The organism is Lysinibacillus sp. FW12 (assembly GCF_050817245.1).
GTDB classification, from domain to species: domain Bacteria; phylum Bacillota; class Bacilli; order Bacillales_A; family Planococcaceae; genus Lysinibacillus; species Lysinibacillus irui.
Map to the genome: position 1 here is coordinate 3,056,526 of NZ_CP139094.1, position 21,734 is coordinate 3,078,259.

General features: G+C 34.7%; 20 protein-coding genes and 1 pseudogene. 5 read left to right on the forward strand and 16 right to left on the reverse strand.

Annotated elements, in window-relative coordinates:
* From SJW71_RS15975 to SJW71_RS16005, 7 genes are all read right to left on the reverse strand, one after another.
* Nucleotides 1-2,829, reverse strand: a complete 2,829-nt coding sequence (locus SJW71_RS15975; RefSeq protein ID WP_431811192.1) for a M14 family metallopeptidase — start codon at nucleotides 2,827-2,829, stop codon at nucleotides 1-3.
* A 5-nt stretch (nucleotides 2,830-2,834) separates the two neighbouring features.
* The gene (locus SJW71_RS15980) at nucleotides 2,835-3,737 is read right to left on the reverse strand and encodes an ABC transporter permease (protein WP_322606305.1); all 903 of its coding nucleotides are present in this window, start codon (nucleotides 3,735-3,737) and stop codon (nucleotides 2,835-2,837) included.
* The gene (nikB, locus tag SJW71_RS15985) at nucleotides 3,737-4,669 is read right to left on the reverse strand and encodes a nickel ABC transporter permease (RefSeq protein WP_312507645.1); all 933 of its coding nucleotides are present in this window, start codon (nucleotides 4,667-4,669) and stop codon (nucleotides 3,737-3,739) included. Before nikB ends, SJW71_RS15980 begins: the two co-directional genes overlap by 1 nt.
* 65 nt (nucleotides 4,670-4,734) lie before the next feature.
* Complete coding sequence (locus tag SJW71_RS15990; protein ID WP_312507644.1) at nucleotides 4,735-6,315, reverse strand: ABC transporter substrate-binding protein; 1,581 nt, start codon at nucleotides 6,313-6,315, stop codon at nucleotides 4,735-4,737.
* A gap of 32 nt (nucleotides 6,316-6,347) precedes the next feature.
* A complete protein-coding gene (locus tag SJW71_RS15995) occupies nucleotides 6,348-7,139 on the reverse strand; it encodes an IclR family transcriptional regulator (RefSeq protein ID WP_431811193.1) in 792 nt (263 codons plus the stop codon).
* Nucleotides 7,136-8,113 carry an ABC transporter ATP-binding protein gene (locus SJW71_RS16000; protein WP_312507642.1) on the reverse strand — a complete coding sequence of 326 codons (978 nt, stop codon included), beginning with the start codon at nucleotides 8,111-8,113 and terminating at the stop codon, nucleotides 7,136-7,138. The genes SJW71_RS15995 and SJW71_RS16000 overlap by 4 nt, the downstream gene beginning before the upstream one ends.
* Nucleotides 8,088-9,101 (reverse strand): ABC transporter ATP-binding protein, encoded by a 1,014-nt coding sequence (locus tag SJW71_RS16005; protein ID WP_322606307.1) that lies wholly within the window; start codon nucleotides 9,099-9,101, stop codon nucleotides 8,088-8,090. The genes SJW71_RS16000 and SJW71_RS16005 overlap by 26 nt, the downstream gene beginning before the upstream one ends.
* A 551-nt stretch (nucleotides 9,102-9,652) precedes the next feature.
* On the opposite strand from SJW71_RS16005, the gene SJW71_RS16010 reads away from it, so the two are divergent.
* From SJW71_RS16010 to SJW71_RS16025, 4 genes are all read left to right on the forward strand, one after another.
* The gene (locus SJW71_RS16010; RefSeq protein WP_274797293.1) at nucleotides 9,653-10,111 is read left to right on the forward strand and encodes a chemotaxis protein CheX; all 459 of its coding nucleotides are present in this window, start codon (nucleotides 9,653-9,655) and stop codon (nucleotides 10,109-10,111) included.
* Between the two features lie 326 nt (nucleotides 10,112-10,437).
* Nucleotides 10,438-10,560 carry a hypothetical protein gene (locus SJW71_RS16015; RefSeq protein WP_009370491.1) on the forward strand — a complete coding sequence of 41 codons (123 nt, stop codon included), beginning with the start codon at nucleotides 10,438-10,440 and terminating at the stop codon, nucleotides 10,558-10,560.
* A 24-nt stretch (nucleotides 10,561-10,584) separates the two neighbouring features.
* Nucleotides 10,585-11,076: a cytochrome b5 gene (locus tag SJW71_RS16020; protein ID WP_036118325.1), complete on the forward strand. Its 492-nt coding sequence runs from the start codon at nucleotides 10,585-10,587 to the stop codon at nucleotides 11,074-11,076.
* Complete coding sequence (locus tag SJW71_RS16025; protein ID WP_274796502.1) at nucleotides 11,063-12,724, forward strand: b(o/a)3-type cytochrome-c oxidase subunit 1; 1,662 nt, start codon at nucleotides 11,063-11,065, stop codon at nucleotides 12,722-12,724. The genes SJW71_RS16020 and SJW71_RS16025 overlap by 14 nt, the downstream gene beginning before the upstream one ends.
* Nucleotides 12,725-12,946: 222 nt before the next feature.
* Here SJW71_RS16025 and SJW71_RS16030 read toward each other — a convergent pair whose 3' ends face one another.
* The 4 genes and pseudogenes from SJW71_RS16030 to SJW71_RS16045 form a co-directional block, all read right to left on the reverse strand.
* Complete coding sequence (locus SJW71_RS16030; protein WP_431811194.1) at nucleotides 12,947-13,225, reverse strand: hypothetical protein; 279 nt, start codon at nucleotides 13,223-13,225, stop codon at nucleotides 12,947-12,949.
* A gap of 765 nt (nucleotides 13,226-13,990) precedes the next feature.
* Nucleotides 13,991-14,365 carry a hypothetical protein gene (locus tag SJW71_RS16035; protein WP_431811195.1) on the reverse strand — a complete coding sequence of 125 codons (375 nt, stop codon included), beginning with the start codon at nucleotides 14,363-14,365 and terminating at the stop codon, nucleotides 13,991-13,993.
* 299 nt (nucleotides 14,366-14,664) lie between these two features.
* Nucleotides 14,665-14,946, reverse strand: coding sequence for a hypothetical protein (locus SJW71_RS16040; protein WP_312507635.1), 282 nt, complete (start codon nucleotides 14,944-14,946; stop codon nucleotides 14,665-14,667).
* Nucleotides 14,947-15,099: 153 nt separating this feature from the next.
* Nucleotides 15,100-15,785 (reverse strand): annotated as a pseudogene (locus tag SJW71_RS16045) (tyrosine-type recombinase/integrase).
* Nucleotides 15,786-16,020: 235 nt separating this feature from the next.
* Between SJW71_RS16045 and SJW71_RS16050 the strand changes: the two are divergent.
* The gene (locus tag SJW71_RS16050; RefSeq protein ID WP_312505497.1) at nucleotides 16,021-17,430 is read left to right on the forward strand and encodes a VanZ family protein; all 1,410 of its coding nucleotides are present in this window, start codon (nucleotides 16,021-16,023) and stop codon (nucleotides 17,428-17,430) included.
* Nucleotides 17,431-17,841: 411 nt separating this feature from the next.
* Here the strand turns inward: SJW71_RS16050 and SJW71_RS16055 are convergent, their stop codons facing one another.
* The 5 genes from SJW71_RS16055 to SJW71_RS16075 form a co-directional block, all read right to left on the reverse strand.
* Entirely contained in the window at nucleotides 17,842-18,288 is a 447-nt protein-coding gene (locus tag SJW71_RS16055) for a GNAT family N-acetyltransferase (RefSeq protein WP_274796494.1), read from the reverse strand.
* A 609-nt stretch (nucleotides 18,289-18,897) separates the two neighbouring features.
* Entirely contained in the window at nucleotides 18,898-19,425 is a 528-nt protein-coding gene (locus tag SJW71_RS16060) for a permease (RefSeq protein WP_274796493.1), read from the reverse strand.
* On the reverse strand, nucleotides 19,422-19,904 hold the full coding sequence (locus SJW71_RS16065; protein ID WP_431811196.1) for a hypothetical protein: 483 nt from the start codon (nucleotides 19,902-19,904) through the stop codon (nucleotides 19,422-19,424). The genes SJW71_RS16060 and SJW71_RS16065 overlap by 4 nt, the downstream gene beginning before the upstream one ends.
* Nucleotides 19,897-20,238 (reverse strand): PadR family transcriptional regulator, encoded by a 342-nt coding sequence (locus SJW71_RS16070; RefSeq protein ID WP_274796491.1) that lies wholly within the window; start codon nucleotides 20,236-20,238, stop codon nucleotides 19,897-19,899. Before SJW71_RS16070 ends, SJW71_RS16065 begins: the two co-directional genes overlap by 8 nt.
* A gap of 191 nt (nucleotides 20,239-20,429) precedes the next feature.
* Nucleotides 20,430-21,461 (reverse strand): S66 family peptidase, encoded by a 1,032-nt coding sequence (locus SJW71_RS16075; protein ID WP_274796490.1) that lies wholly within the window; start codon nucleotides 21,459-21,461, stop codon nucleotides 20,430-20,432.
* Between the last annotated feature and the right edge of the window lie 273 nt (nucleotides 21,462-21,734).

Below are 21,734 nucleotides of genomic sequence, written 5' to 3' on the forward strand. Positions count from 1 at the left end.
TCACCTGATTTCTATAGGACGTTTTTTTATGTAGCGTCCAGATTGATTGTTTTTATCTACTGGAGTAGATAGTGTGGCTTCTATAATCGCCTGATTAAATAATTTATGTGCTTTCACGCACGAGATTAATTCTTCATCGTAAACAATTTCATCAGCAACTTCAGAAATTATATCTAAAGCTACCCACTGCGGATAGCGTAAAATACTTACAGAGGAATATGCTGGGGTTACTTCCATACTACGATAAAAATTTATATTTCCCATTTCCTCAATTGGGTATTTTTCCGGGTCCCACTTTGTACCATATTTATAGTATCGATTACGCCAGTATGCATTTTCTTGGGCAAATGTTGATCCTTCAAATATCTTATTTACCCTTTCAGCTACCAGCTCAAGATTTCTAGCCTGTACTTCCTTCGTTTCATTATTTGCATAACGTCCAATTCCATATATTTTGGCACTCGGGATAGTGTAAGAAACTGGGAAAATCGGTGGGCATGCATAACCTGCAAACGGTTGAACCCACTCACGAGCTGGTATGCCATGGTCATCTATTATTACATCAGGAGCCCACTTTTTTAAAATGAGTGGTAAAACATTTGCCTCACCAAAAACACTTTTTTTGAATTTAACATGCGCAAATTCTAAACCAACCGCATTAAACCTCGCTGCATGATGCTTCCATTTAGGATGTTCTTTTGTCAAACTCTCCATAATTTCATACCCATCTGGGTTGGATAATGGAATAATAATTATATTTATTTTCTTTAAGATTTCTGGATAATGGCAAACAATATCCTCCATTAATTCTAATATAGCAGGAGTGCTAGATACTTCATTTGGATGATGGCCAGCTTCAAAAACAATCGTATGTTTTTCATCTGATTTTTTTAGCCCTGAATAATATTCACTCGTAATAGGTTCCGTCACTTCGAAAAATGGAATGACAGTACCTTTATAAGATATATCTCCATAATTCAATTTGACCTCCGAGTATTGTTTAAAACGCTCTACTAAGGAAACTAGATTTTTCATGTTGTGTTTTAAAAAGGTTCTTGCCTCAGTTACCTTCAGTTCATTACCTATAGACATTTCTACAGTTTCAAACTGTCCTTCTTGATTAAACAAGATTCGCTTTGTAACGGGTTCCGTCATCGGTTTGTCATTCCACTGGTAAACCTTTATGTCACTTTTGATAGGCTTATACAGATCTTGTTCTATATGAATATAAGGAATTACACCACCTGGAGCTTTGTATGGCTGATTAACTAACTGGCGGCCAAGCTCATGAAAATAGTCTAAAGTATTAAAGTATAAATCCTCGTATAACGCCTCAAACGATGAGTTCGCTTCTTGCTGAACACCGATTTCTTCTTCGATTCCAGAAGAAGTAAAGTCAATTTCGATTCGATCGAATAATGGAAATAGTTGTCCTTGATTAATATTATTCGTATCTATTTTTAACTTTTTCACCATTCGGGGCAATAACTCTTTCACATAGTATTTATAGAAACGTTCACGATCAGAAAATATGATGTTCTCTTGCACTTGCTCTGTTTTGTTGAATAACCTATACCCAGCAGTAGTTGGATAAGCTTTTTTCTGACCATCAACATAATCTACTTCACTAATAAGTGGATTGAGCTCAGCTATTAACTGATCATCTACAAATACTCTATAAACATGTTGTTGAGTGCTTGAAAGCTCAAATTGCACATGCTCTTTAGGTATCCCATATTGCATTTCAATCATTTCATCCACTGGATAAAGCTCCATAATCCAGCGATTATGTTGCTCTAAGCCGTCTACACTTACCCCATCCTTACAAACTATTTTTACCTTTTGAAAGCGGCTTTCGACAGATGGAAGTACTTCCTCTAATATCCAGTATAAACCTGTTTTAAAGGCAGAGCGAACTTTAATTGTTGTCAAATTTGAAAATTTTTCATATAAATCTAGCTTGAATTGATCACGATTTTTTTTATTGGCCGTCATATAAATTTCAGCCTCTAACGCTTTATCTATTTCTTCTTCTAATGCTTTTATCATGTACGAAGCCTCAGATTTATCGCTCCATTGTTCTTCCAATAAAATAGCCGCTTCATTCACTTGTTTTTCGTTGAACTCCCAAACTCCAAGCAGTCCACCCTCCGACACGTGCTTTGCTGTTGCAATGGAATGGACAACGGCTGGTAGGATATCTTTCATACCAGAGATTTGAATGGCGTTTTTGGCGGTCAACTTCATATAACTTTCGTTTTCGTTCTTGAATGAAATGGTTACATGTCGCTCTTCTGTTGTTATAGCTGGTAATGAAATAGATGTGGCATACAAGCCTAAACGCAATGCAAGATAGCAAACCTCTTTTAACAGAGCATTTGTCTTTAGGTCTTCTTGTATATCCATTTTTACACTTATATGTTGCTGGGGATGTGCCTCATCCTTTTCACCCGTGCCATAGGCTGACCAAAGATGACTTAAATTCTCATAATACGTTAATGGGCTGTCCGTTTTGGTGTCGACCATTCCTTCACTGGCTATTGCACTTAACAATGTAGAAAGTGCTGATTCACTCTCATAATAAATGATAAATGTAGAGTCATCTTGTGAAATAAATGTTCTAGTATATTGTAAAAACTTCATTGTATAGGACTGATTGGCTGGCTGAAATAAATCAAAGTCAGTTTCATTTGATTCAAAGCCTAAGCGTAAACAAAAATCAATTAATCCTAATGGAACTAAATCTTTAGGTAAATCTATAAATAAAGAAGGCTTTTTTTTCGTTTCGTTCTTTTGAAATAAACTAGAAAAAATTATAGAGTTCATCATATCACCTAAACTTTCATATTTGGATCTAAGCGATCTCGCAACCAATCTCCCAATAAATTAAACCCTAAAACAGTTAACATAATGGCAATCCCTGGGAAAACAGATATCCACCAAGCAGAGGTCATGTAATTTCTGCTATCCGCTAACATTCCTCCCCACGAAGGTACTGTAGGCTCCACACCTAACCCTAAAAATGTTAAAGAGGCCTCCAATAAAATAAACTCTGCAATACACATCGTTGCTAACACTAAAATGGAGGAAGCAACATTAGGAAGTATATGCTTAATGATTATTTTGAAGTGTGTCCCACCAATTGCCTTTGCTGCTTGAATATACTCTTGTTCCTTTAAAGCCAAAATCTCTCCTCGAATTAATCTCGCAAAACTAACCCAATATGTAAGTCCTAGGATAATAATAATTTTTTCAATACCTGTTCCAAAAACACTCATGATTACGATGGCTAGTAAAATAAACGGTAACCCCATTTGAACTTCGGCTAATCGCATTATTAAATCATCCATCCATTTCCCAAAGTAACCTGAAATAATGCCTAGAAATGTACCAAGCACTAATGAAATGATTACGCCACAAATGCCGACTAATAGAGATATACGTGCTCCGTAAATAATTCTGCTTAGCAAATCACGCCCAACTTGATCTCCTCCGAGTAAGTATTGCGATTTTCCAGTATCATCAAGCAATTTGGGTAGATCAAGCCGATGTCCTAAGCTAGCCGCACCCGGATCATAGGGAGCAATATAAGGCGCGAATATAGCACACAGTATCGTAGCGACAACCAATAAAAAGCCTATGATGCCTGTTGAATTATTCTTCATGAATTTCAGAACGGTTACTATTTTATTGGCTTTTTTTATTTCGATTGCTTCTGTTTCCATTATTTGAGTCATTATTGCTCACCTCTTCCAGTCCTAATTTTCGGGTTAATCAATGAGTAGCATAAATCGACGATTAGATTTACTATGATCATAATAAGTGCTAAAAGTATGATTCCTCCCTGGACCACTGGATAGTCTCGTTGATTAATTGAATCAACAATTAGCCTTCCAATTCCAGGCCAAGAAAAGACTTGCTCGACAATAACCGCACCTCCTAATAGCCCACCAAACTGTAAACCAACATATGTTACTGTAGGCAATAAAGCATTGCGGAAAGCATGTCGAATGATAACTAACCATTCTCTTATTCCTTTCGCCCGTGCAGTTGTGACGTATTGCATTTTAAGTACTTCCAGCATAGACGTACGAATTAATCGAACTAGAATACCAGATAGAATAAGCCCTAAGGCAACCGATGGCAAAATTAATGAGCTAACCCCATCAAATCCGGATACTGGCAACCATTTTAGTTGAACAGCAAAAATTAGAATTAGCATGAACGCCAACCAAAAATTGGGGAAAGAAATACCTAACAAAGAAAAAATACGACTAAATACATCAATAGTTTTTCCTTTATAAATGGCTGATAGAATACCTAGCGGAACAGCAATTAACAATGCCACTGCCATTCCACCTAAAGCAAGTGCAATTGTCGGCCATGCTCGTTCGAGTAACATCTCTAAAACTGGGCTATTGGAACGATAGGAAGTACCAAAATCAAGTGTTACTAAATCCTTCATAAATATGAAGTATTGTTCCCAAACAGGCTTATCTAAACCGAGTTTTGCTGTTAGTTCTTCTACAGCCTGCTGTGAAGGTTCCCCAGCCCCAAACATTATACTTACTGGGTCACCTGTTAAACGAATGGAGAAAAATATAATTAATGAAACCGCAATGATTACCAGCACGGTATGCGACAAACGTCGTAGAATATAGGAAAGCATAATTCCATCCTCCTAATGTGAAATGAAAGAGATAGTATGCTAGCATACTATCTCATAATTTTTACTTACTCGACAGTGACACCTTCAAATCTAAAGCGGCCATCATGTGGTGGTTGGAAACCTTTTATTCGTTTATTCACTGCGTATATTTCAACCTCTGAATATAGATTTACTTCCGTTGCATCTTCATATAAAACTTCTGTTAGCTCTTTAAAGATGTTTTGTCTTTCCTCGTTATTAATAGTTGCACGCTCAGCCGCTAATAATTGTTCAACTTTTTCATTTTTATAAGATGGGTTCCAGAATTCTCCTTCGTGATACATTAAGTAAGCTGTATTATCAAAGTCTAAAGTCCAACCACCCCAGCCATTTTTATACATGTGGCCAGCTTTTCCTTGTGGTATTAATTCAGATTGGAATGTAGTATTTTCCACGCTATTAATTGAAACTTTTAATCCAACCTCTTCCAAGTAAAACGCTACTGCTTGCGCAATTTCTTTAAATGTTCCATCAGTCCCAGGGATAAAGAATTCTAATGTAGTGCCTTCAGGAATATTCGCATCAGCCAGTAATTTTTTTGCTTTTTCAGGATCATAAGGATAAGGCTCTAAATCTTTGTTATACCCAAAGGATAGATTACTTTGGAAAGAACTAATTAGGTTACCATACCCACCTAAAATTTCCTTCACGATTGTTTCCTTATCAATAGCATAGTTAATAGCTTGTCGAACACGTACATCGTCTACTGGCTTTTGTGCTGTATCAAAACGAATTGAATAAGCAGTAGGAGTAGAAACATCCATTAATTCTATAAAATCAGTTCCTTCTGCTGTCGCAGCTTGCGATACTTCTAAACGTGTCATAATATCAATATTTCCTGTTTGTAATTCTGCCAGTGCTGTTGCTGTTTCTGGGATCACCTTGAATGTAACCTTATCTAGCTTTATAGCATCTTTATTCCAATAATCATCATAACGTTCAATCACCACTTGTTTATCACGCTGATAATCCGTCATTTTAAACGGACCAGTACCTACAGGGTTCATATCAAAATTCTCAGCTCCCTGTTCTTGGATATATTTAGGTGGTACGATAACAGCACCGTATCCTGATAATTTTGTTAATAATACTGGGTCTATTGAATTTAAGTGCATAGTTACTTCATATTCACCAGTAACTTCAACATTGTCAATCGAAGTATAGTTTGAATATTGTGGACCTTTTTGACCTTCTTCTCCTAGCAAACGATCAAAGGTAAATTTAACTGCTTCAGCGTTAAATGGTTCCCCATTATGGAAGGAAACACCTTGTCTTAGTGTAAATACAATTGTCTTATCATCTTTATACTCCCAAGATTCCGCTAACCCTGGTTGTATTTCTAAATCTAAAGAACGACTTACTAATCCTTCAAATACCGATGTTGCGACTGTACTCCAATTAAGTAAAAACGTATCAATTGGATCCCAGTTTTGTGGATCTCCTGCCACGCGAATAACTAATTCATTACCACGTGATACTGCTGGGTTATCACCAGAAGATTTACCATTACTTTTATTTTCGTCCTTAGTTGAATTACTACCACTACATGCAGATAAGAAGATCATCATGCATACAAGTATTAGTGCTATCCATTTTTGTTTCTTCATATTTTGTTCATCCCCTTCTGTTTTTGTGCTATTTACACACCATAAGGATATGGCATCGAATAACCTAGTTCAGTAGAAATTAATGCAGCAGTTTCCCATAGTCCTTCTAAAAATGTATTAATTTTTTCTTGCGGTAATAGTGATTCGATACCAGCTATACTAATCGAGTATTCTACTTTTCTATCACTATTGAAAATTGGTACTGCGATTGATACAGTGCCTTCTTCCAATTCTGAAACACTATAGGCATAGCCGTTGTTTTGCCCAAATTCAATTAATTCATTTATTTCTTTGTCAGTAACTGGTGTTCCACTAGCATATTTTTTACGAGGTTTTTGAAGTACCTCATTAATTTTTTCTTCTGATTGAAACGATAACAGTATTCGTGAGCAGGCACCTGCATAAAGTGGTGCTCTTCTACCCACTCGTGTATAAAGTAGAACAGGTTTTAAGCTTTCAATTTTTTCAATATATAGACCATCTGTTTCGTCCAGTACGATTAGTTGAACAGCCAAGTCAAACTTTTGTTGCAACCTCTTCATATATGGTATGGCCAATGAACGAATCTCAATTGAATTTGCAGCAATCGCTCCTAATTCAATTAGTTTATTACCAAGTAGATAATAATCACTCAATACTAACTGTCCACCACTCTGAACATAGGGACGCTTTAATACGCCTAAATCTGTAAAAGTTTTTAAAAATCTATGTAAAGTCGGTTTAGGAATATCTGTTTCAATTGCTAGCTCGTCTAATCGCCATGAAGGTTTTTCCTCAGTGAATAATGTTAAAATGTTGATACCTTTTTCTAATGTTTTGCTCATAATAATCGCTCCATTTGTTCTTCATAAAGTAAGCATGAAACTTCATGCTTATCGCCGACTTTTTCTAATTTTGGAGATGTCACTTTACATATTTCCATGCAATTTGGGCATCGTGTATGAAACGTGCATCCCGATGGTGGATTAGCAGGATTAGGAACATCTCCACTAAGCACAATACGCTCCTTTATTTTTGAAGGATGTGATTTTGGTAAAGCTGAAAGCAATGCTTTTGTGTATGGATGTTTAGGATTATTAAATAACTCATGTTTGTCTGCCATTTCCACCAACTTTCCTAAGTACATCACTCCTATACGATCACAAAAATGATGCACTACACTTAAATCATGGGAAATAAAGATATAGGTAAGGTTCATTTCTTTTTTTAAGTCTTTCATTATATTCAAAACTTGTGATTGAATCGATACATCTAGAGCTGATACAGGTTCATCTGCCACAATTAATTTTGGATTGGATACTAATGCTCTTGCAATTCCAATTCGTTGTCTTTGACCGCCTGAAAATTCATGTGGAAAACGCTCTAATTGTTTTTTTGTTAGTCCGACCTGATTGGCTACCTCATAAACTCGTTGCTTCCGCTCTTCCTTAGTACCTATCCCAAAATTAACTAAAGGTTCTTCAATTATTTTAAAAACCTTCATTCGAGGATTAAGTGACGAAAAAGGATCTTGGAAAATTATTTGCATATCACGGCGTTTTTGACGTACCTCTTTTGGACTTAGAGTAGAAATATTTTCACCGTTCAACAAAATTTCTCCATCAGTCGGGGAAAGAAGTTGGATTATTGTTTTCCCCATCGTTGACTTTCCACATCCTGATTCACCAACAATCCCCAAAACCTCTCCTTCATTAACATAAAAAGAAACATCATCTACCGCTTTTAAATTTGCCGAGCGAGATCCTTTTACTGGAAAATACTTCTTTAAGTGTTTAACTTCTAATAGCGGGCTGCTCATTGACATTTCCTCCTTCCACTTCATCCTTTTCATATAGCCAACATCTAACTGTACTACCAATAGATGTTGTGAATAATCCCGGTTTCTTTTTGCATTTTTCAGTTGCAAATTCACATCGATCGAAAAATCTACAACCGGATGGCATATCAGATGGTGATGGCACAACACCTACAATAGAAGGAAGATACTCTTGCTCCGATTCAATATCTGGTAAAGAGTTCAATAATCCTTTAGTATACGGGTGGAGAGGATGATCAAATAAATCCAACACATTCGCTTCTTCCACAATTTCACCAGCGTACATGACAATTACTCTCTCACATATTTCCGCCACTACCCCCAGATCATGGGTTATTAAAATAATTGACATATCAAGTTTTTCTTGAATATCTTTCATCAAATCTAAAATCTGAGCTTGAATCGTCACATCTAATGCAGTAGTAGGTTCATCTGCTATTAATATTTCTGGTCCACATGCTAATGCCATGGCGATCATAACCCGCTGGCGCATTCCTCCTGATAATTGGTGTGGATACTCATTGACAACTTTATCAGGACGAGGAATACCCACGAGACGAAGCATATCTACCGCGCGTTCATGTGCTTCTTTCTTTGAAATATTTTCATGACTAAGAATCATTTCAACAATTTGTGAACCAACTTTATACACTGGATTTAGAGAGCTCATCGGTTCCTGAAATATCATGGAAATTTTTTTCCCACGAATCTTTCGCCATTCCTTCTTCGATCTTTTATTAATTTGTTTATGATCTATGTAAATTTCTCCACTTTGCCAATCCACCCCATTAGGTAGCAATCCCATTAAAGATAGGGATGTCATACTCTTTCCACAACCAGATTCCCCCACAATACCCAACGTTTCTCCTTTTTCCAATCGGAAAGAAATACCATTAACAATAGCTATATCTTTTTTATTTTGTTGAATACCTACTTTTAACTCTTTTACTTCTAAAATATTTAAATCCATTTTTACCCCTCCGTTCCAAAATATGAAACGCAATTCCATTTTTTAAAATCTTATCAGAAAATAAAAGAGTATTTCAATAGTTTTCAGAAAAAATTAAAAATTCGATATAGTAAAATTATTCTTATAAAATAAATTGTTTAAAAGTGTTCTTTGCTTTACTAGATGATGTATTACTACGAAATATAGGGTGTTTCCTAATCTTAAAATTTAGTTAAACATAAAAAAGCATGGTTCCGATTACTCGAACCATGCTAAAAATTGTTATAGTATTAAATCTTATTTTAAATGCGCAGTCGCCTGTTTCATGACGTATTTTCCAACTCCAATATAAATCACTACAGCTGCTCCTATCAATACGAATGTCATTGCTGACCGCTCCTTTTCATATTAAATAATATCTTTTTCATTAGGCTTTCAGACCATTACACTGAATTTGAAAATCATTCTCAATAATATATTATAAATTTCCTGTTAATTCGTCAAGACATACTTTCATCTTACCCTTTCTACATGGTAAGATGTAGAAAAGTCGGAAAAAGGATGCGGTAATGATGAGTAATTCGAAGTACTTTCAAACTATTTTAAATGGGACAATTCACGCTTTAAAATCCATTCTTCCTATGGACATAGAAGTAAAGTCGCCTAGTATTATTTCTGAACCCTTTCAACAGCAACAAATGGGCGTTTTAATTGGCTTAATTGGGGATGTAAAGGGGCGTGTGATTATTGATTCCTCTCCTGAAGTCTTTAGCGGTATTGGTAGTACTATGTTCGGTATGCCTTTGGAGGGAGAAATGCTAGAATCCTTTACTGGGGAATTTGGTAACATGATTGCAGGAAATTTATGTACAGCTGTTGGGCAAGAAAGCTTAGAAATTGATATCACTCCGCCAACGGTGATGGTGGGCAACACAAAATTATACGGCTTTGAAAAAGCATTTGCTCTCCCAGTCTCGGTTCCAAGTGTTGGTGCACTAACAGTTCTACTAACGATTGAGGAAGAAGAATAGAAACTTAGAATCTATTTCAAATAAGACATTGTATGCAGAAGCCTATTGCATTTATGTATATTCGTTATTTGCAAGTTAGTTTTTTGTCTGTGGAATCCCCCACTATCCTTCCAATCTATAGTTTTTACTAAAATTAAGCAAAATACAATAAACGGACAAGCCATCTCAATGACTTTTGAGATGGCTTGTCTTTTTCTCTTCCCAATTCTTCACACTTTCTTCACATAAACCCTCTAGATGTGTGATTTTTTTCACATCAAAATCAAATGGATTTTTATATGATGTCAGTAAGAAACACCACAATAAAAAGCGTAGGAGGAGCAAAAATGGCAAACAAAAAGAAGTCAGATGAGAATTTAAAAGGTTCACTCTATGCAGTTTTTGGAGTAGGCATTATCATCATTTTACTTTGGGTGTACTGCTTCGATTTATTCATTGGACGGTTTTAATTTACGAAGAAGGGACAGAAACATATGCACATACATAAGTATGAGAAGTATTGGCTTGTGTTCGGAGTTGCTACTTTAGTTGCATTCCTCATCATTCTCGGTATCGGGGCATTTCACCAAGGCTCCCATCCGAACAATGGAAAAAAAACACTAGATTACGAGAAAGTAAAAGAGACAGCACCTTTTGATAATCCAGGTGTCCATAAAGTAGAGGGAAAGGATTGGGATTATGAGGTAGTAGTCGTAGCCTCAGCATTTAATTATAATCCTCCACAAATTGAGGTACCACTTGGTGCTAAGGTGAAATTCATTGCAACAAGTGAGGATGTTATGCACGGTTTTGAGGTGGCAGGTACAAATATCAACATGATGCTTGAGCCTGGCTATATTTCGGAATATGTAACAGAAGTAAATAAGGTAGGCGAGTTTTTAATCGTATGTAATGAGTATTGTGGTACAGGACATACGATGATGCACTCTATGCTAAAGGTGGTGGATTCAAATGAGTCACACTAATTCAATGACAAAAGTAGATCGACGCGATGCAAAGCTAGCCATGGCACATATTTACGTGGCATTCATCGCTTTATTATTAGGTGGTCTAGCAGGTTTATTACAAGTATTTGTACGTTCTGGACAATTTACATTACCAGCTGGCATTGGCTATTATCAAGTATTAACAGTACACGGCGTATTACTTGGTCTTATTTTAACTACATTCTTTATTTATGGCTTCCAAATCGCTAGTGTTAGTCGTACTTCTGGTACTTTCACAAATGGACAGCGCAGACTTGGATGGATCGGTTTCTGGTTAATGACAATCGGTACAGCTGCTGCTGCAACAATGGTTTTATTGAATAAAGCAACGGTTCTTTATACATTCTATGCACCACTAAAAGCGCATTGGATTTTCTATTTAGGCCTGACATTAGTCGTGGTTGGTTCTTGGGTTGGCGGCGCGGGTCAAATTTTACGTTATGCACAGTGGCGCAAAGAAAATAAAGGTAGTGGACAACGCAGTCCTTTATTATCGTTTATGGTGGTTGTCAATAATTTAATGTGGTTTGTCGCAACGCTTGGTGTAGCAGCTTCTGTCTTAATTCAGCTGTTGCCATGGTCATTAGGTTTAGTTGAACGTGTCGATGTTGCATTATCCCGTACCCTTTTCTGGTATTTCGGTCATGCACTTGTATACTTCTGGCTACTACCAGCGTATATGGTTTGGTACGTCGTTATTCCAAAAGTAATTGGCGGGAAAATTTTCTCGGATTCTCTAGCAAGACTTTCCTTTATGCTGTTCTTAATTTTCTCTGTACCTGTTGGGATTCACCATCAGTTAACAGAGCCTGGTATTGATGGGACTTGGAAATTCATTCAAGTTGTTTTAACATTCGCTGTCATTGTTCCTTCTCTTATGACCGCCTTCTCGATGTTTGCGATGTTCGAATTACGTGGTCGTGAATTAGGTGGTAAAGGACTGTTCGGCTGGTTTAAAAAATTACCGTGGAAAGATGCTCGTTTCTTCGTGCCATTTATCGGTATGGTGGCGTTTATTCCTGGTGGTGCTGGCGGGATCGTCAATGCCTCCTATCAAATGAACCAATTAATCCATAATACCATTTGGGTAACGGGCCATTTCCATTTAACCATTGCTACAGCAGTCGTTTTAACTTACTTCGGTGCGGCCTTCTGGTTAATTCCACATTTAACTGGCCGTACGTTAACGAAATCTTTAAATAATCTTAGTAATTTCGCTGGTATCCTATGGGCTACAGGTATGACCATTATGTCTTCTGCTATGCATATTGCCGGACTAATCGGTGCGCCTCGTCGCTCAGATTACTCAGAATATGGTGGTGCTTCACAGGCATATGATTGGATTCCATATCAAATCGCACAAGCTGTTGGTGGAACAATTCTCTTTATCGCCATTCTAGTCATCCTATACATTGTGGTGAAATTGGCTTGGTTTGCGCCTAAAGGTGAAGAAGAATTCCCTGTAGGGGATGTACATGCACTTAGCGGTCCAACACCAGCCATTTTAGAAAATTTCAAAGTATGGCTTGTTATTTTAGTAGCCTTAATTTTATTTGCTTACACAGTACCAATTATCGATATTATTTCAAACTCACCAGCTGGCTCTAAAGGCTATCAATTGTGGTAAACATCTTTCATGAAAAAGGCGATTTCTCTGCAACGAGAAATCGCCTTTTTATATCTTAAAGCAGATAAATTTGTATACTTTTCTTGTAAATAGCCTGCTAGGTACTTAGCATTTAAGCCTTCCACTGTCGCTTCCTATTGTTTTGATCCGCAAACCCTTATTGAAATTACCTGTTCCTTTAGTTTAAGTTGTTGAATATCGTTATTGAACTAAAGCACCCCGTTAGTGGAATAAGAAGCTTAGGATAGGAGGTGATAACAATAATAGTAGTGCAAATGTAATCAGCCATTTTGTTAATGTTTTTGAGAGTTTGTCTTTTACATCACCTTTATACCATCCACTAAATTGTAGTTTATTTCGATATAAAATAGTAAATATAATTAAAATTGAGATTGTCATCATTATTCCATAAGTATTCGAATATTTCATCCCTAATTTTTGGTAGGTACGAACAATAATATTGCCTGAAATAAAATAAAAAATTATGAGTAAAAAAAACATTCTTATGAACTCCAATAGTATCCTCATTTACAATCACTCTCCAAACTTTTATTTAATAGTTATTCACCGTATATATCTACATTGTTATTTAACTATCCGGCTTCGTTAGTTCAAGAAAAAAAGAGCTGCTCCTATGCAACTCAATAATCTTCAAGAAAAGCACACATATAGTTTAAGTAGAGATTTCTTCACAAACTTGTCTTTATTAACACTAATTAATTAATACTATTTATATGCTTATTTATTTTTTCTTCTGTCAATGATAAACCATTTTAAGATTCCAAGTATTAGTATTAAAAGTGGTATTCCCTGAATGAAGAGAAATCCTGTCCAAAAATTATTTATAGTGCTGGTCGGGGAGGCTGTTGCCATTACAATACTAGGGGAATGGAACTACGGTTTACTTTAGCCATCCGGTACGTTTTAATGTCCTTGTATCTCTAACTTCCCCATCCTTTCCGACTACAAAAAGAATATTGTTTTCAGGATAATCTTCATCTAAAGAAGTCACTGAATTTTGTTCGTAAGATACCACCTGTATATTTATAAAATACTTCCCTTCATACAACACTTTACTTTCTTTAAAATCGTTTAAAATATCAATGGCTTTCGGGATTGTATTGTTATTTTCGTAAACATTGAACTTATAATGAAAATTAATAACTGACTCATTGTTCAAAGGATACAACGATTCATTTTCATCGTTTGTTAGTGATGATAATAATGAATTGGTGTCTATTTTTTCTTTCTTTCTAAGGTCCTCAATTAGCCTTTTTTTTGACCATTTTCAATATTAAAATCAAGATAATAATTTTTTGAAGGTTCATCCATTAAATGGTATTTTTTGATAATCTGATTGGATGCCTCGATAAGTTCGGGATGTTGTTGAATATATGCTTCTTTAAATAGTTGTGAATAAACATCGTCACTTTCGTTAGGAATAAATTGATTTGTTTCTCGATTAAAGGCTAATGTGAGATTTACATGATAAGGTTTATAGATTTCTACATAACCATACTTACTTTCACCACGCTCACCATCATTTTTAGCACTTAGTATGTTGTAGTTATTTATTCCGTAGTTTTCCAAATGATTTTCAACATTTTCTTCTACATATTTTTTGGGGATTTCACAGCCCATTAACAAAAGCAGCAAAAAAGCAATTATAATAGCAAGATTTTTTTGAACAATTTAAAATACATAACCAAAACCTCTCATCAATTTTGATATTATTTCCTTTAACTCAATTCTTATAAATCCTTGTTTGCCTTTAAGTTCAAATGCATATTGTTTTGTTTCAACCATATCAAAATACAAGTTATTTTAACAGATCCTTATTCCACTAAACTGCCAAGTTAGTTAAAGTATAACCTTCCCAAAGCGTGGCTTGGGGATGTTTGTACTTAACGTTGTAAGCCTGTAAAAACTTCAATAAGTAATTATTTTTTATTTTTTAGTTCTAAAAGTATAGGTGCTATATTTAGTAAGATAGAAACAATTGTCAGAAACCAAAACGCCTTATTCATATTAGGTATTTCCCTTAAAGCCGACCAATCTTCAACTTTTATCCAATTAGATACAAGGCTATGTTCTGCACAGAGTGTCAATGCTGTAAATGATAACCCCATTGCCATTGCTAATTTATAATCTTTACCTGTCCCATACATAAAAAGATTTATACAAGTAGCTACTATAGCAATAAGACCTAATATTAACCACATAATGACACCTCCCTTTTTCAATATAGACATAAATTGTAATTAAATTGTTCCCAAACCTTCGTTTGGTAATCTTTCATAAAAAGTTGTTATTCCTGGCCCTATAATAAAAAAACACCCATTTCTACATGAGTGTCTTAATTGAATGAAAGTTTTTTAAAAGTATTTACTGTATAAATCCTGTCTTAGCTTTCCGCTTAGCTGAGCGTATCTTTGTAGTCTCACTCTTTTCATGACCTAGTAAACTTTGAATGACATCAATTGGCGCACCGTTATTAATCATATGCGTTGCATAGCTGTGTCGTAATTGATGCGGATGTATACTCTTTTATACTAGCACGATTTGATATGCGCTTGATAATATATCTTAAATTATCAATGCTCATTCGCCTTTTCGGCCGTCTGTCCGTAATAAACAAACGAGGTTCCTTATCCTCTCTTTCATCTAAATACCTTTTTAACCAAATAGAACAGCGGGTATTAAAGTACACTTCCCCTTTCTTTATCACCTTTCCCTTGTACAATTACTGAATTCGATTGAAAATCGATCTCTTCTCGATTTAATATTACAACTTCACCAATACGGCAGCCGGTTGAATACATAAACTCAAATAGTGCTTTCTCCATCGTTGTTTGACAAGATTCCCTTAGATGTTCTATCTCTAATTCTTTCCTAAACTAGAAGGCTTTAAGTGGTCTCCTGATCGTATTAAATATTCTTTTAATCTATCTGTATTAAATTCGTTCATATCAATATCCCCCAAAAATCGCAATAATAGATTGTATTGACATACAAGGATATTCAACAAACTAAAAAAATATTGATAGTTCCGAACTCTAATTAATCAAAAAGGTACTTTCCTTGTTTCCAGGAAAGCGCCCGATTGTTGAGTACCTTATTGAAGATAAGCACCCGTTAGCCGAATAACAACCATCTTATTGAAAACAGTCATTATTAAATACTTAATAACTAAACATACTTACATACTTCATAAAATCTTAAGTTTTATACTTAAAGAACCTTAAGATTTTCTTGCTACAATGAACAAGGCAAATTATTAAGGAGGTTACGTTACAATGGATTTGATTAGTATAGTATCGGGTCTTTTACCGTATGTAAAATATTCTATTTTTATCATCACAATCTTGATAATTGGATACTTTATATATAGAAAATTTTATCAGGGGAAATATCCAATACGTCTTTCTAAATTTGTTCTCATCACTTTACTTATTTGTTGGTTCATTGTAGTATTTGGAATCACTACTCTCAGTAGAGGGGCAAAATATACAGATCAGATTAATTTCAGTCTATTCACTAGTTATGTAAATGCATGGAACAAGTGGTCACTGACTGAATATCAATTAATCATCTTTAATATGTTAATGTTTGTACCGTTAGGCGTACTATTACCGTTGATTCATCATAAAAACAAATCATTTTGGCGTGTACTCGTCATATCAATTGCTTTCACGTCTTGTATTGAAATTTCCCAATTGATTACAGGTAAAGGGATTTTTGAATTAGACGACCTTTTGCATAATACCATTGGGAGTTTAGCAGGGTACTTTATCGTGATGGTATTCATTTTATGGACCGAACAACGAAAATTAACATTTATACCGATTGTGAAAGCTATTTCTATTCCAGTAGTTTTTATTACGTTATTTGGCGTAGCAAATGTGGTATATAACGCTCAAGAATTTGGGAATCTGCCATTCAAACCTGCACAAAAACAAAATATGGAACACATACAGATGCAACTGGAAACTGAACTTTCCAATAAATCACCTAACGCATGTGTTTATTACAATAAAGATGTGAATGATATAAAAAAAGGAAAATTAATCGCCCAATCCATTGCTAAACAATTTAATTTGAAACAACAAGGTGGCATACGGATTGAAGTGGATAATCGTATATTTACATTTCAAGACGATGAAGGCAGTAACTATTATTTAACTTATTTCATGTCAAATGGTTCTTGGTCCTTATCATTCGATAATATAAATGATGACCCCCTAAAAGTTGATATTAAACAGAAAAAGCAACTTTTAGAAAATTGGTTAAAAAGTGAAGGATTATTACCTAATAACGCTATCTATCAGCAGCAAGATGAACGTACAATTCGTTGGGATTTAGCTGAACCAGAGAATTTACAATCCACATGTGAAGATTTCTCTAAAGGTCTGGTTATGATTAGTCTTTTTAATCAGCAAGTACCCGACATATTATTTGACATCAGTGACAATGAAATGGTTGCGAAAAAGCAATTAATTTCACAACAGCAAGCATATAATGTAATGGAAAACGGAGAGTTTAGCACATACAATCCTTTACAAAAAGGTGATACATTAACGATAACGAATGTTCGTCTAACATATACTTATGATACAAAAGGTTATTATCAGCCCGTATATGTATTTACATGCAATGTAAATGATTCAGACTACATAATTGAAGTTTTAATCTCAGCTATTCAGTAAATAAAAAAAGAACTTGCCCAAATAGTGGACACTAAAAAAGTGTAGCTATTCGGGTTTTTTGTTCAACATCTCTTATTCAATTAAAATGGCCCTATAATGAGATCGAGCGCTAATCCTTAGACAGAATCGCGCCCGATTGTTGAAGATCAAGTTAGTGTTCATTGTTTTTTACTTGTTAAACTAAAGCACCCATTTAGTTCAAGAAAACTTTCAACCTGTGATTTTGAAGGACTAAAATCATCATTTCACAATTGCACCCCATCAAGTTGACAGTCGAAATAAAAAACGGCTTGTACCCATAATTCTAAAGGACTCAAGCCGTTTACACATTTAGTGATAATGATTAAAAATAAATATAGTCATCTAACACACTTCTTGTTTAAATTCCGTAATTAATCTAATTAATGCATTTTAAAACACTTTAACTTTCATTAGAGGAAGATGACGATTTGGGAACACCGAAGAAGGAGTAGAGCCAATGCACTCTGCTCCCATTTTTAAATAAAAACCTTCGGCATTAGGTTCGCTATCAAGAGTAAATTCGTTTATTCCTAACTCTTCTGCTTTGTTTAGTAAATGGTCCCAAATCATTCTCCCTAATCCTTTACCGATATAATTAGGATCTATGAACAATGCATCTAATTTCCGTTCACTAATTGTAAAGCTATAAAAAGCTACTATCTTGTTATCACTCTCCATTAAATAAACGGGATTTTCTTCTATGTATTCTTTAGTTACAGTCAAATCATCTTTACATTGTTGTAGAAAATCTTCTGTATATCCCCAGTAGGCTTTTGATTTATAAGCCAAGTTGGTTAAAAAATTGCAATCTTCTATTTTTGCTCTCCTAATGAACATTATATTCCCCCTGAACTAATTATTTTCTCATCATTCAACTTAGGAAATTTGGGTTAAATTCCCATAATATAACTATACCTCGAAACTTAAAGGAAAAACAAGTTGATCTTGCTAATGCTGTTTCTGATGAAAAAAGGCGCATTTCTTAGAGAAACGCGCCCGATTGTTGAATATCAAGACAGTTATCTTGTCTCCTGCTGTCAAAATAGACCTCTATATTTGATTAATCCAAAAAGAGGTTTGAAAGTTTCTTTTTAATAACAAAGTAAGTTAATATACCTAAGCAAATATATATAATCAACATACCACTCCCCATTACTAACGAAAATTTAAATCCAATAATTAGAGAGTATATATTTAGTAATATATAGATTGTTAAAAATACAAGACCTTGCTTCCTGCTCTTAACAAAAACAGAAGTAAAAATAGCTAATATTAAACTGACGCTAATTAATTGTCCTAAAAAGACCACTGTATACATCAAAATATTAATCCCCAATCCAAATATCACCTCGCAACATGATTCATAAAAGCGCCCGATTGTTGAATAACGTATTCATAACATTATAAATTAGAAATTGAGGGGTTAAAAGTTTTAATGACTTAAATCTATATCTCCATGGTTGCATTATCCTTTAGTAATTTTTCTTGGCTGTATAATTTTTCAAAAAGAATTCCTGTTAAATAGTAAAACACGAGACCAAAACAAATATGAATAAGTGTGAATTTAAGACCAAATGATGTGAATTCATACAACAGAACCGGCAATTTCACTGTCGACCAAGCCCCTAAGAAAAATACTATATAGCGCACACTAGCTCCTTTTTTCAATAATAATATTGCTATTGGAAAGGCTATATAAAGAGGGCCAGCTGCTACCGTTGCTAATAATAGAGTGAAGAGGACTCCATATATACCTGATTTTTCACCCATATAACTAATAAGTGTTTCTTTCGTTACCCATTGATCTAATAATCCAACTAATATAAATATAGGAGGTAGCAGAAATAACATATCCAAAATACTTTTACCAGTTAACTGAACGGTTTTTATAGCAATTGCTTGATTCATAAATGTAAGAAGAAATAATCCTAATAATAAAATGAAAAAGAAACGATATCTTTTTAGCTTCATCATGTCATCACTACCCAAATAATTAATGCAAATAGAAGAGACATTATTATGGAAGAAATATTTCGAGCATAAGCAAAACTTCTTCCAAAAATCTTTTGCTCCATAGTTAAAGTAACAAGTCCTACAGACATCAATGTCGACATTAATACGGCAACTTGCGGAAGGGCAGCTCCATTCTGAACTAATGTATGTCCGAGAGGAAAGACAATAAAGCTTGGAACTAAAGCAATTGAGCCAATAATCGTGGAATAGATGATACCTAGGAAACCTGAATTCCCCCCAATAATGGAAGAAATAAGGGATGGTGTCAATAAAGATAATGCTAGACCAATAAATAGCATAATCACTAATAAATCTGGCAAAACATTTCGAAACATTGTCCATGATTTAAATAATGCTGTTTTTGTTTTGTATTTGTCTTTTATGAAGGAAATTCCCAAATATATAGAGGCTATCGAATAGAGAACTAAGCCACTAACCATTATCTTGAACCTTCCATTTCTCAAATTTATCTAGGAAAAAAGCTAAATTTTTCAATTTTTCTTCAATATCTAGATGAAATTCTTCTAATTTTCTTTTACCAATAGTAGTAATTTTGTACATCCTTATCGGTTTGTCTTGCTCAGATATATTCAAATAAGATTCAACAGCGCCTTCTTCCTCTAATTTTTTTAGCGTGCGATATAATATCGCACTATCAATTGGGTTGATGGGAAGCTCCTCCTCACATTTTTGTAGAAGTTTTCCTCCATAGTTATCTCCCTCTGTTAAAAACAGCAAAAGAAATGCTCCTGTATGTCTCCCTGTATGCTTCATAAAAGATACACCCCTCATTTTTTTAATGATACAAAATAACTGTTAATGACAGTATACTGTCATTAACAGTAACAAGTCAATATTTTTTCTTTGTTCTAACCTTGCCCTTAAATTGAAAAAGCACTTTCCTTATACAAGAAAAGCGCCCGATTATTGAATATCCTTATTTGTCCCAAAAAGCCGCTAACATCTTACAGTACAGCGTTTTCTAAAATAGTAAAAGAGCTTGTATTACAATTAATTTCTGCTAATGCACCAAGAGGTAAAATGAATTTTGGTTCGGTATGTCCAAAGTTCATATTGTATAGAATTGGTGTATCCTCCAAGTTAAATTCTTTCATCACTTTTAAAATCTCTTCTTTATATTCTTCGCAATACTTTTCATCTTGTGGTTTACCAAATATAATTCCGTTTGCTTTTTGTAAAATACCTTGTACACCGTAGTTTCTCAACCAATATCTAAGTAGGTTAGGCTCTGGTTGATCTTCAGATGTTTCAAAGAAAAGGATGCAATTTTCCCAGTATTTTTCTTCAGGCCATAGCACGGTACCTTTAGCAAACTCTAGTACTTCAATGCACCCTCCTATTAAACGTCCCTGCACTATACCTTTACCTTGCAGCAATTCGTATCCTTTATTAGGCTGCATTGTGCGTTTTTGATTTTTATTTGATTCTATCCATTCTAAATGCTCACTTGTCCATTCTACAGAAGGAACAATTTCACCTATTACTTCATTAGAAAATAGCGTTTTCTGAATAGATTGAACGGTATATGAGTGCATTTCAACGTTTTCAGCAAAATCGGTTAAAATTGCTGGTCCATAAAATGAAGATATACCCGCCTTCAAACAAAATAAATGAACAATCGTTACATCTGAGTAACCCATTAAAATTTTAGGATTTTTAGTTATAACCTCAAAATCAATGTAATGGAGTAAACGAACACTATCATCTCCACCAATATTTGCAATAATAGCTTTAATCTTGGGGTCCTTAAAAGCCATCATTAAGTCCTCTGCACGTGCTTTTGGATTTTTGTCTAGATAATCTGCACCTTTCAAGCTATTTGGCATTGCTATAACTTTCAGTCCAAAAACCTCTTCAAGTCTTTTTACGCCTTGTTCATAACGCCATTTTAATTCTGGTTCTCCAGCACCTCCCCAAGAAGGACTTATTGTGGCGATATAATCTCCTTGCTGGAGTTTATTTGGCTTTAATAACATATAAATTCACCTCAAATTAGATTTAATTTCATTAAAAATAACATATTAATGGAAATTTTTTAAACAGTCTATCATTTATGTGAAATAAGCTACTAAATCCTTGTTTGGTAACATTGCACAAAATGATTTTATTCCACAATCTGGCCCGAATGTTGAACAAAATAGTTCAGCTTAAAAATAATTCGTTATAATGTTGCATATTTTATAAAGAATAATAATGAAACATGTGAATTACCCCATCCGCTTGCAAAATGCCAATCTTATGAATTATTT

Excerpts from the sequence above, each read along its gene's own strand:
- SJW71_RS15975 (WP_431811192.1), bottom strand. The coding sequence starts at position 2,829 with ATGATGAACTCTATAATTTTTTCTAGTTTATTTCAAAAGAACGAAACG.
- SJW71_RS15980 (WP_322606305.1), bottom strand. The coding sequence starts at position 3,737 with ATGACTCAAATAATGGAAACAGAAGCAATCGAAATAAAAAAAGCCAAT.
- nikB (WP_312507645.1), bottom strand. The coding sequence starts at position 4,669 with ATGCTTTCCTATATTCTACGACGTTTGTCGCATACCGTGCTGGTAATC.
- SJW71_RS15990 (WP_312507644.1), bottom strand. The coding sequence starts at position 6,315 with ATGAAGAAACAAAAATGGATAGCACTAATACTTGTATGCATGATGATC.
- SJW71_RS15995 (WP_431811193.1), bottom strand. The coding sequence starts at position 7,139 with ATGAGCAAAACATTAGAAAAAGGTATCAACATTTTAACATTATTCACT.
- SJW71_RS16000 (WP_312507642.1), bottom strand. The coding sequence starts at position 8,113 with ATGAGCAGCCCGCTATTAGAAGTTAAACACTTAAAGAAGTATTTTCCA.
- SJW71_RS16005 (WP_322606307.1), bottom strand. The coding sequence starts at position 9,101 with ATGGATTTAAATATTTTAGAAGTAAAAGAGTTAAAAGTAGGTATTCAA.
- SJW71_RS16010 (WP_274797293.1), top strand. The coding sequence starts at position 9,653 with ATGAGTAATTCGAAGTACTTTCAAACTATTTTAAATGGGACAATTCAC.
- SJW71_RS16015 (WP_009370491.1), top strand. The coding sequence starts at position 10,438 with ATGGCAAACAAAAAGAAGTCAGATGAGAATTTAAAAGGTTCACTCTAT.
- SJW71_RS16020 (WP_036118325.1), top strand. The coding sequence starts at position 10,585 with ATGCACATACATAAGTATGAGAAGTATTGGCTTGTGTTCGGAGTTGCT.
- SJW71_RS16025 (WP_274796502.1), top strand. The coding sequence starts at position 11,063 with ATGAGTCACACTAATTCAATGACAAAAGTAGATCGACGCGATGCAAAG.
- SJW71_RS16030 (WP_431811194.1), bottom strand. The coding sequence starts at position 13,225 with ATGTTTTTTTTACTCATAATTTTTTATTTTATTTCAGGCAATATTATT.
- SJW71_RS16035 (WP_431811195.1), bottom strand. The coding sequence starts at position 14,365 with ATGGGCTGTGAAATCCCCAAAAAATATGTAGAAGAAAATGTTGAAAAT.
- SJW71_RS16040 (WP_312507635.1), bottom strand. The coding sequence starts at position 14,946 with ATGTGGTTAATATTAGGTCTTATTGCTATAGTAGCTACTTGTATAAAT.
- SJW71_RS16050 (WP_312505497.1), top strand. The coding sequence starts at position 16,021 with ATGGATTTGATTAGTATAGTATCGGGTCTTTTACCGTATGTAAAATAT.
- SJW71_RS16055 (WP_274796494.1), bottom strand. The coding sequence starts at position 18,288 with ATGTTCATTAGGAGAGCAAAAATAGAAGATTGCAATTTTTTAACCAAC.
- SJW71_RS16060 (WP_274796493.1), bottom strand. The coding sequence starts at position 19,425 with ATGATGAAGCTAAAAAGATATCGTTTCTTTTTCATTTTATTATTAGGA.
- SJW71_RS16065 (WP_431811196.1), bottom strand. The coding sequence starts at position 19,904 with ATGGTTAGTGGCTTAGTTCTCTATTCGATAGCCTCTATATATTTGGGA.
- SJW71_RS16070 (WP_274796491.1), bottom strand. The coding sequence starts at position 20,238 with ATGAAGCATACAGGGAGACATACAGGAGCATTTCTTTTGCTGTTTTTA.
- SJW71_RS16075 (WP_274796490.1), bottom strand. The coding sequence starts at position 21,461 with ATGTTATTAAAGCCAAATAAACTCCAGCAAGGAGATTATATCGCCACA.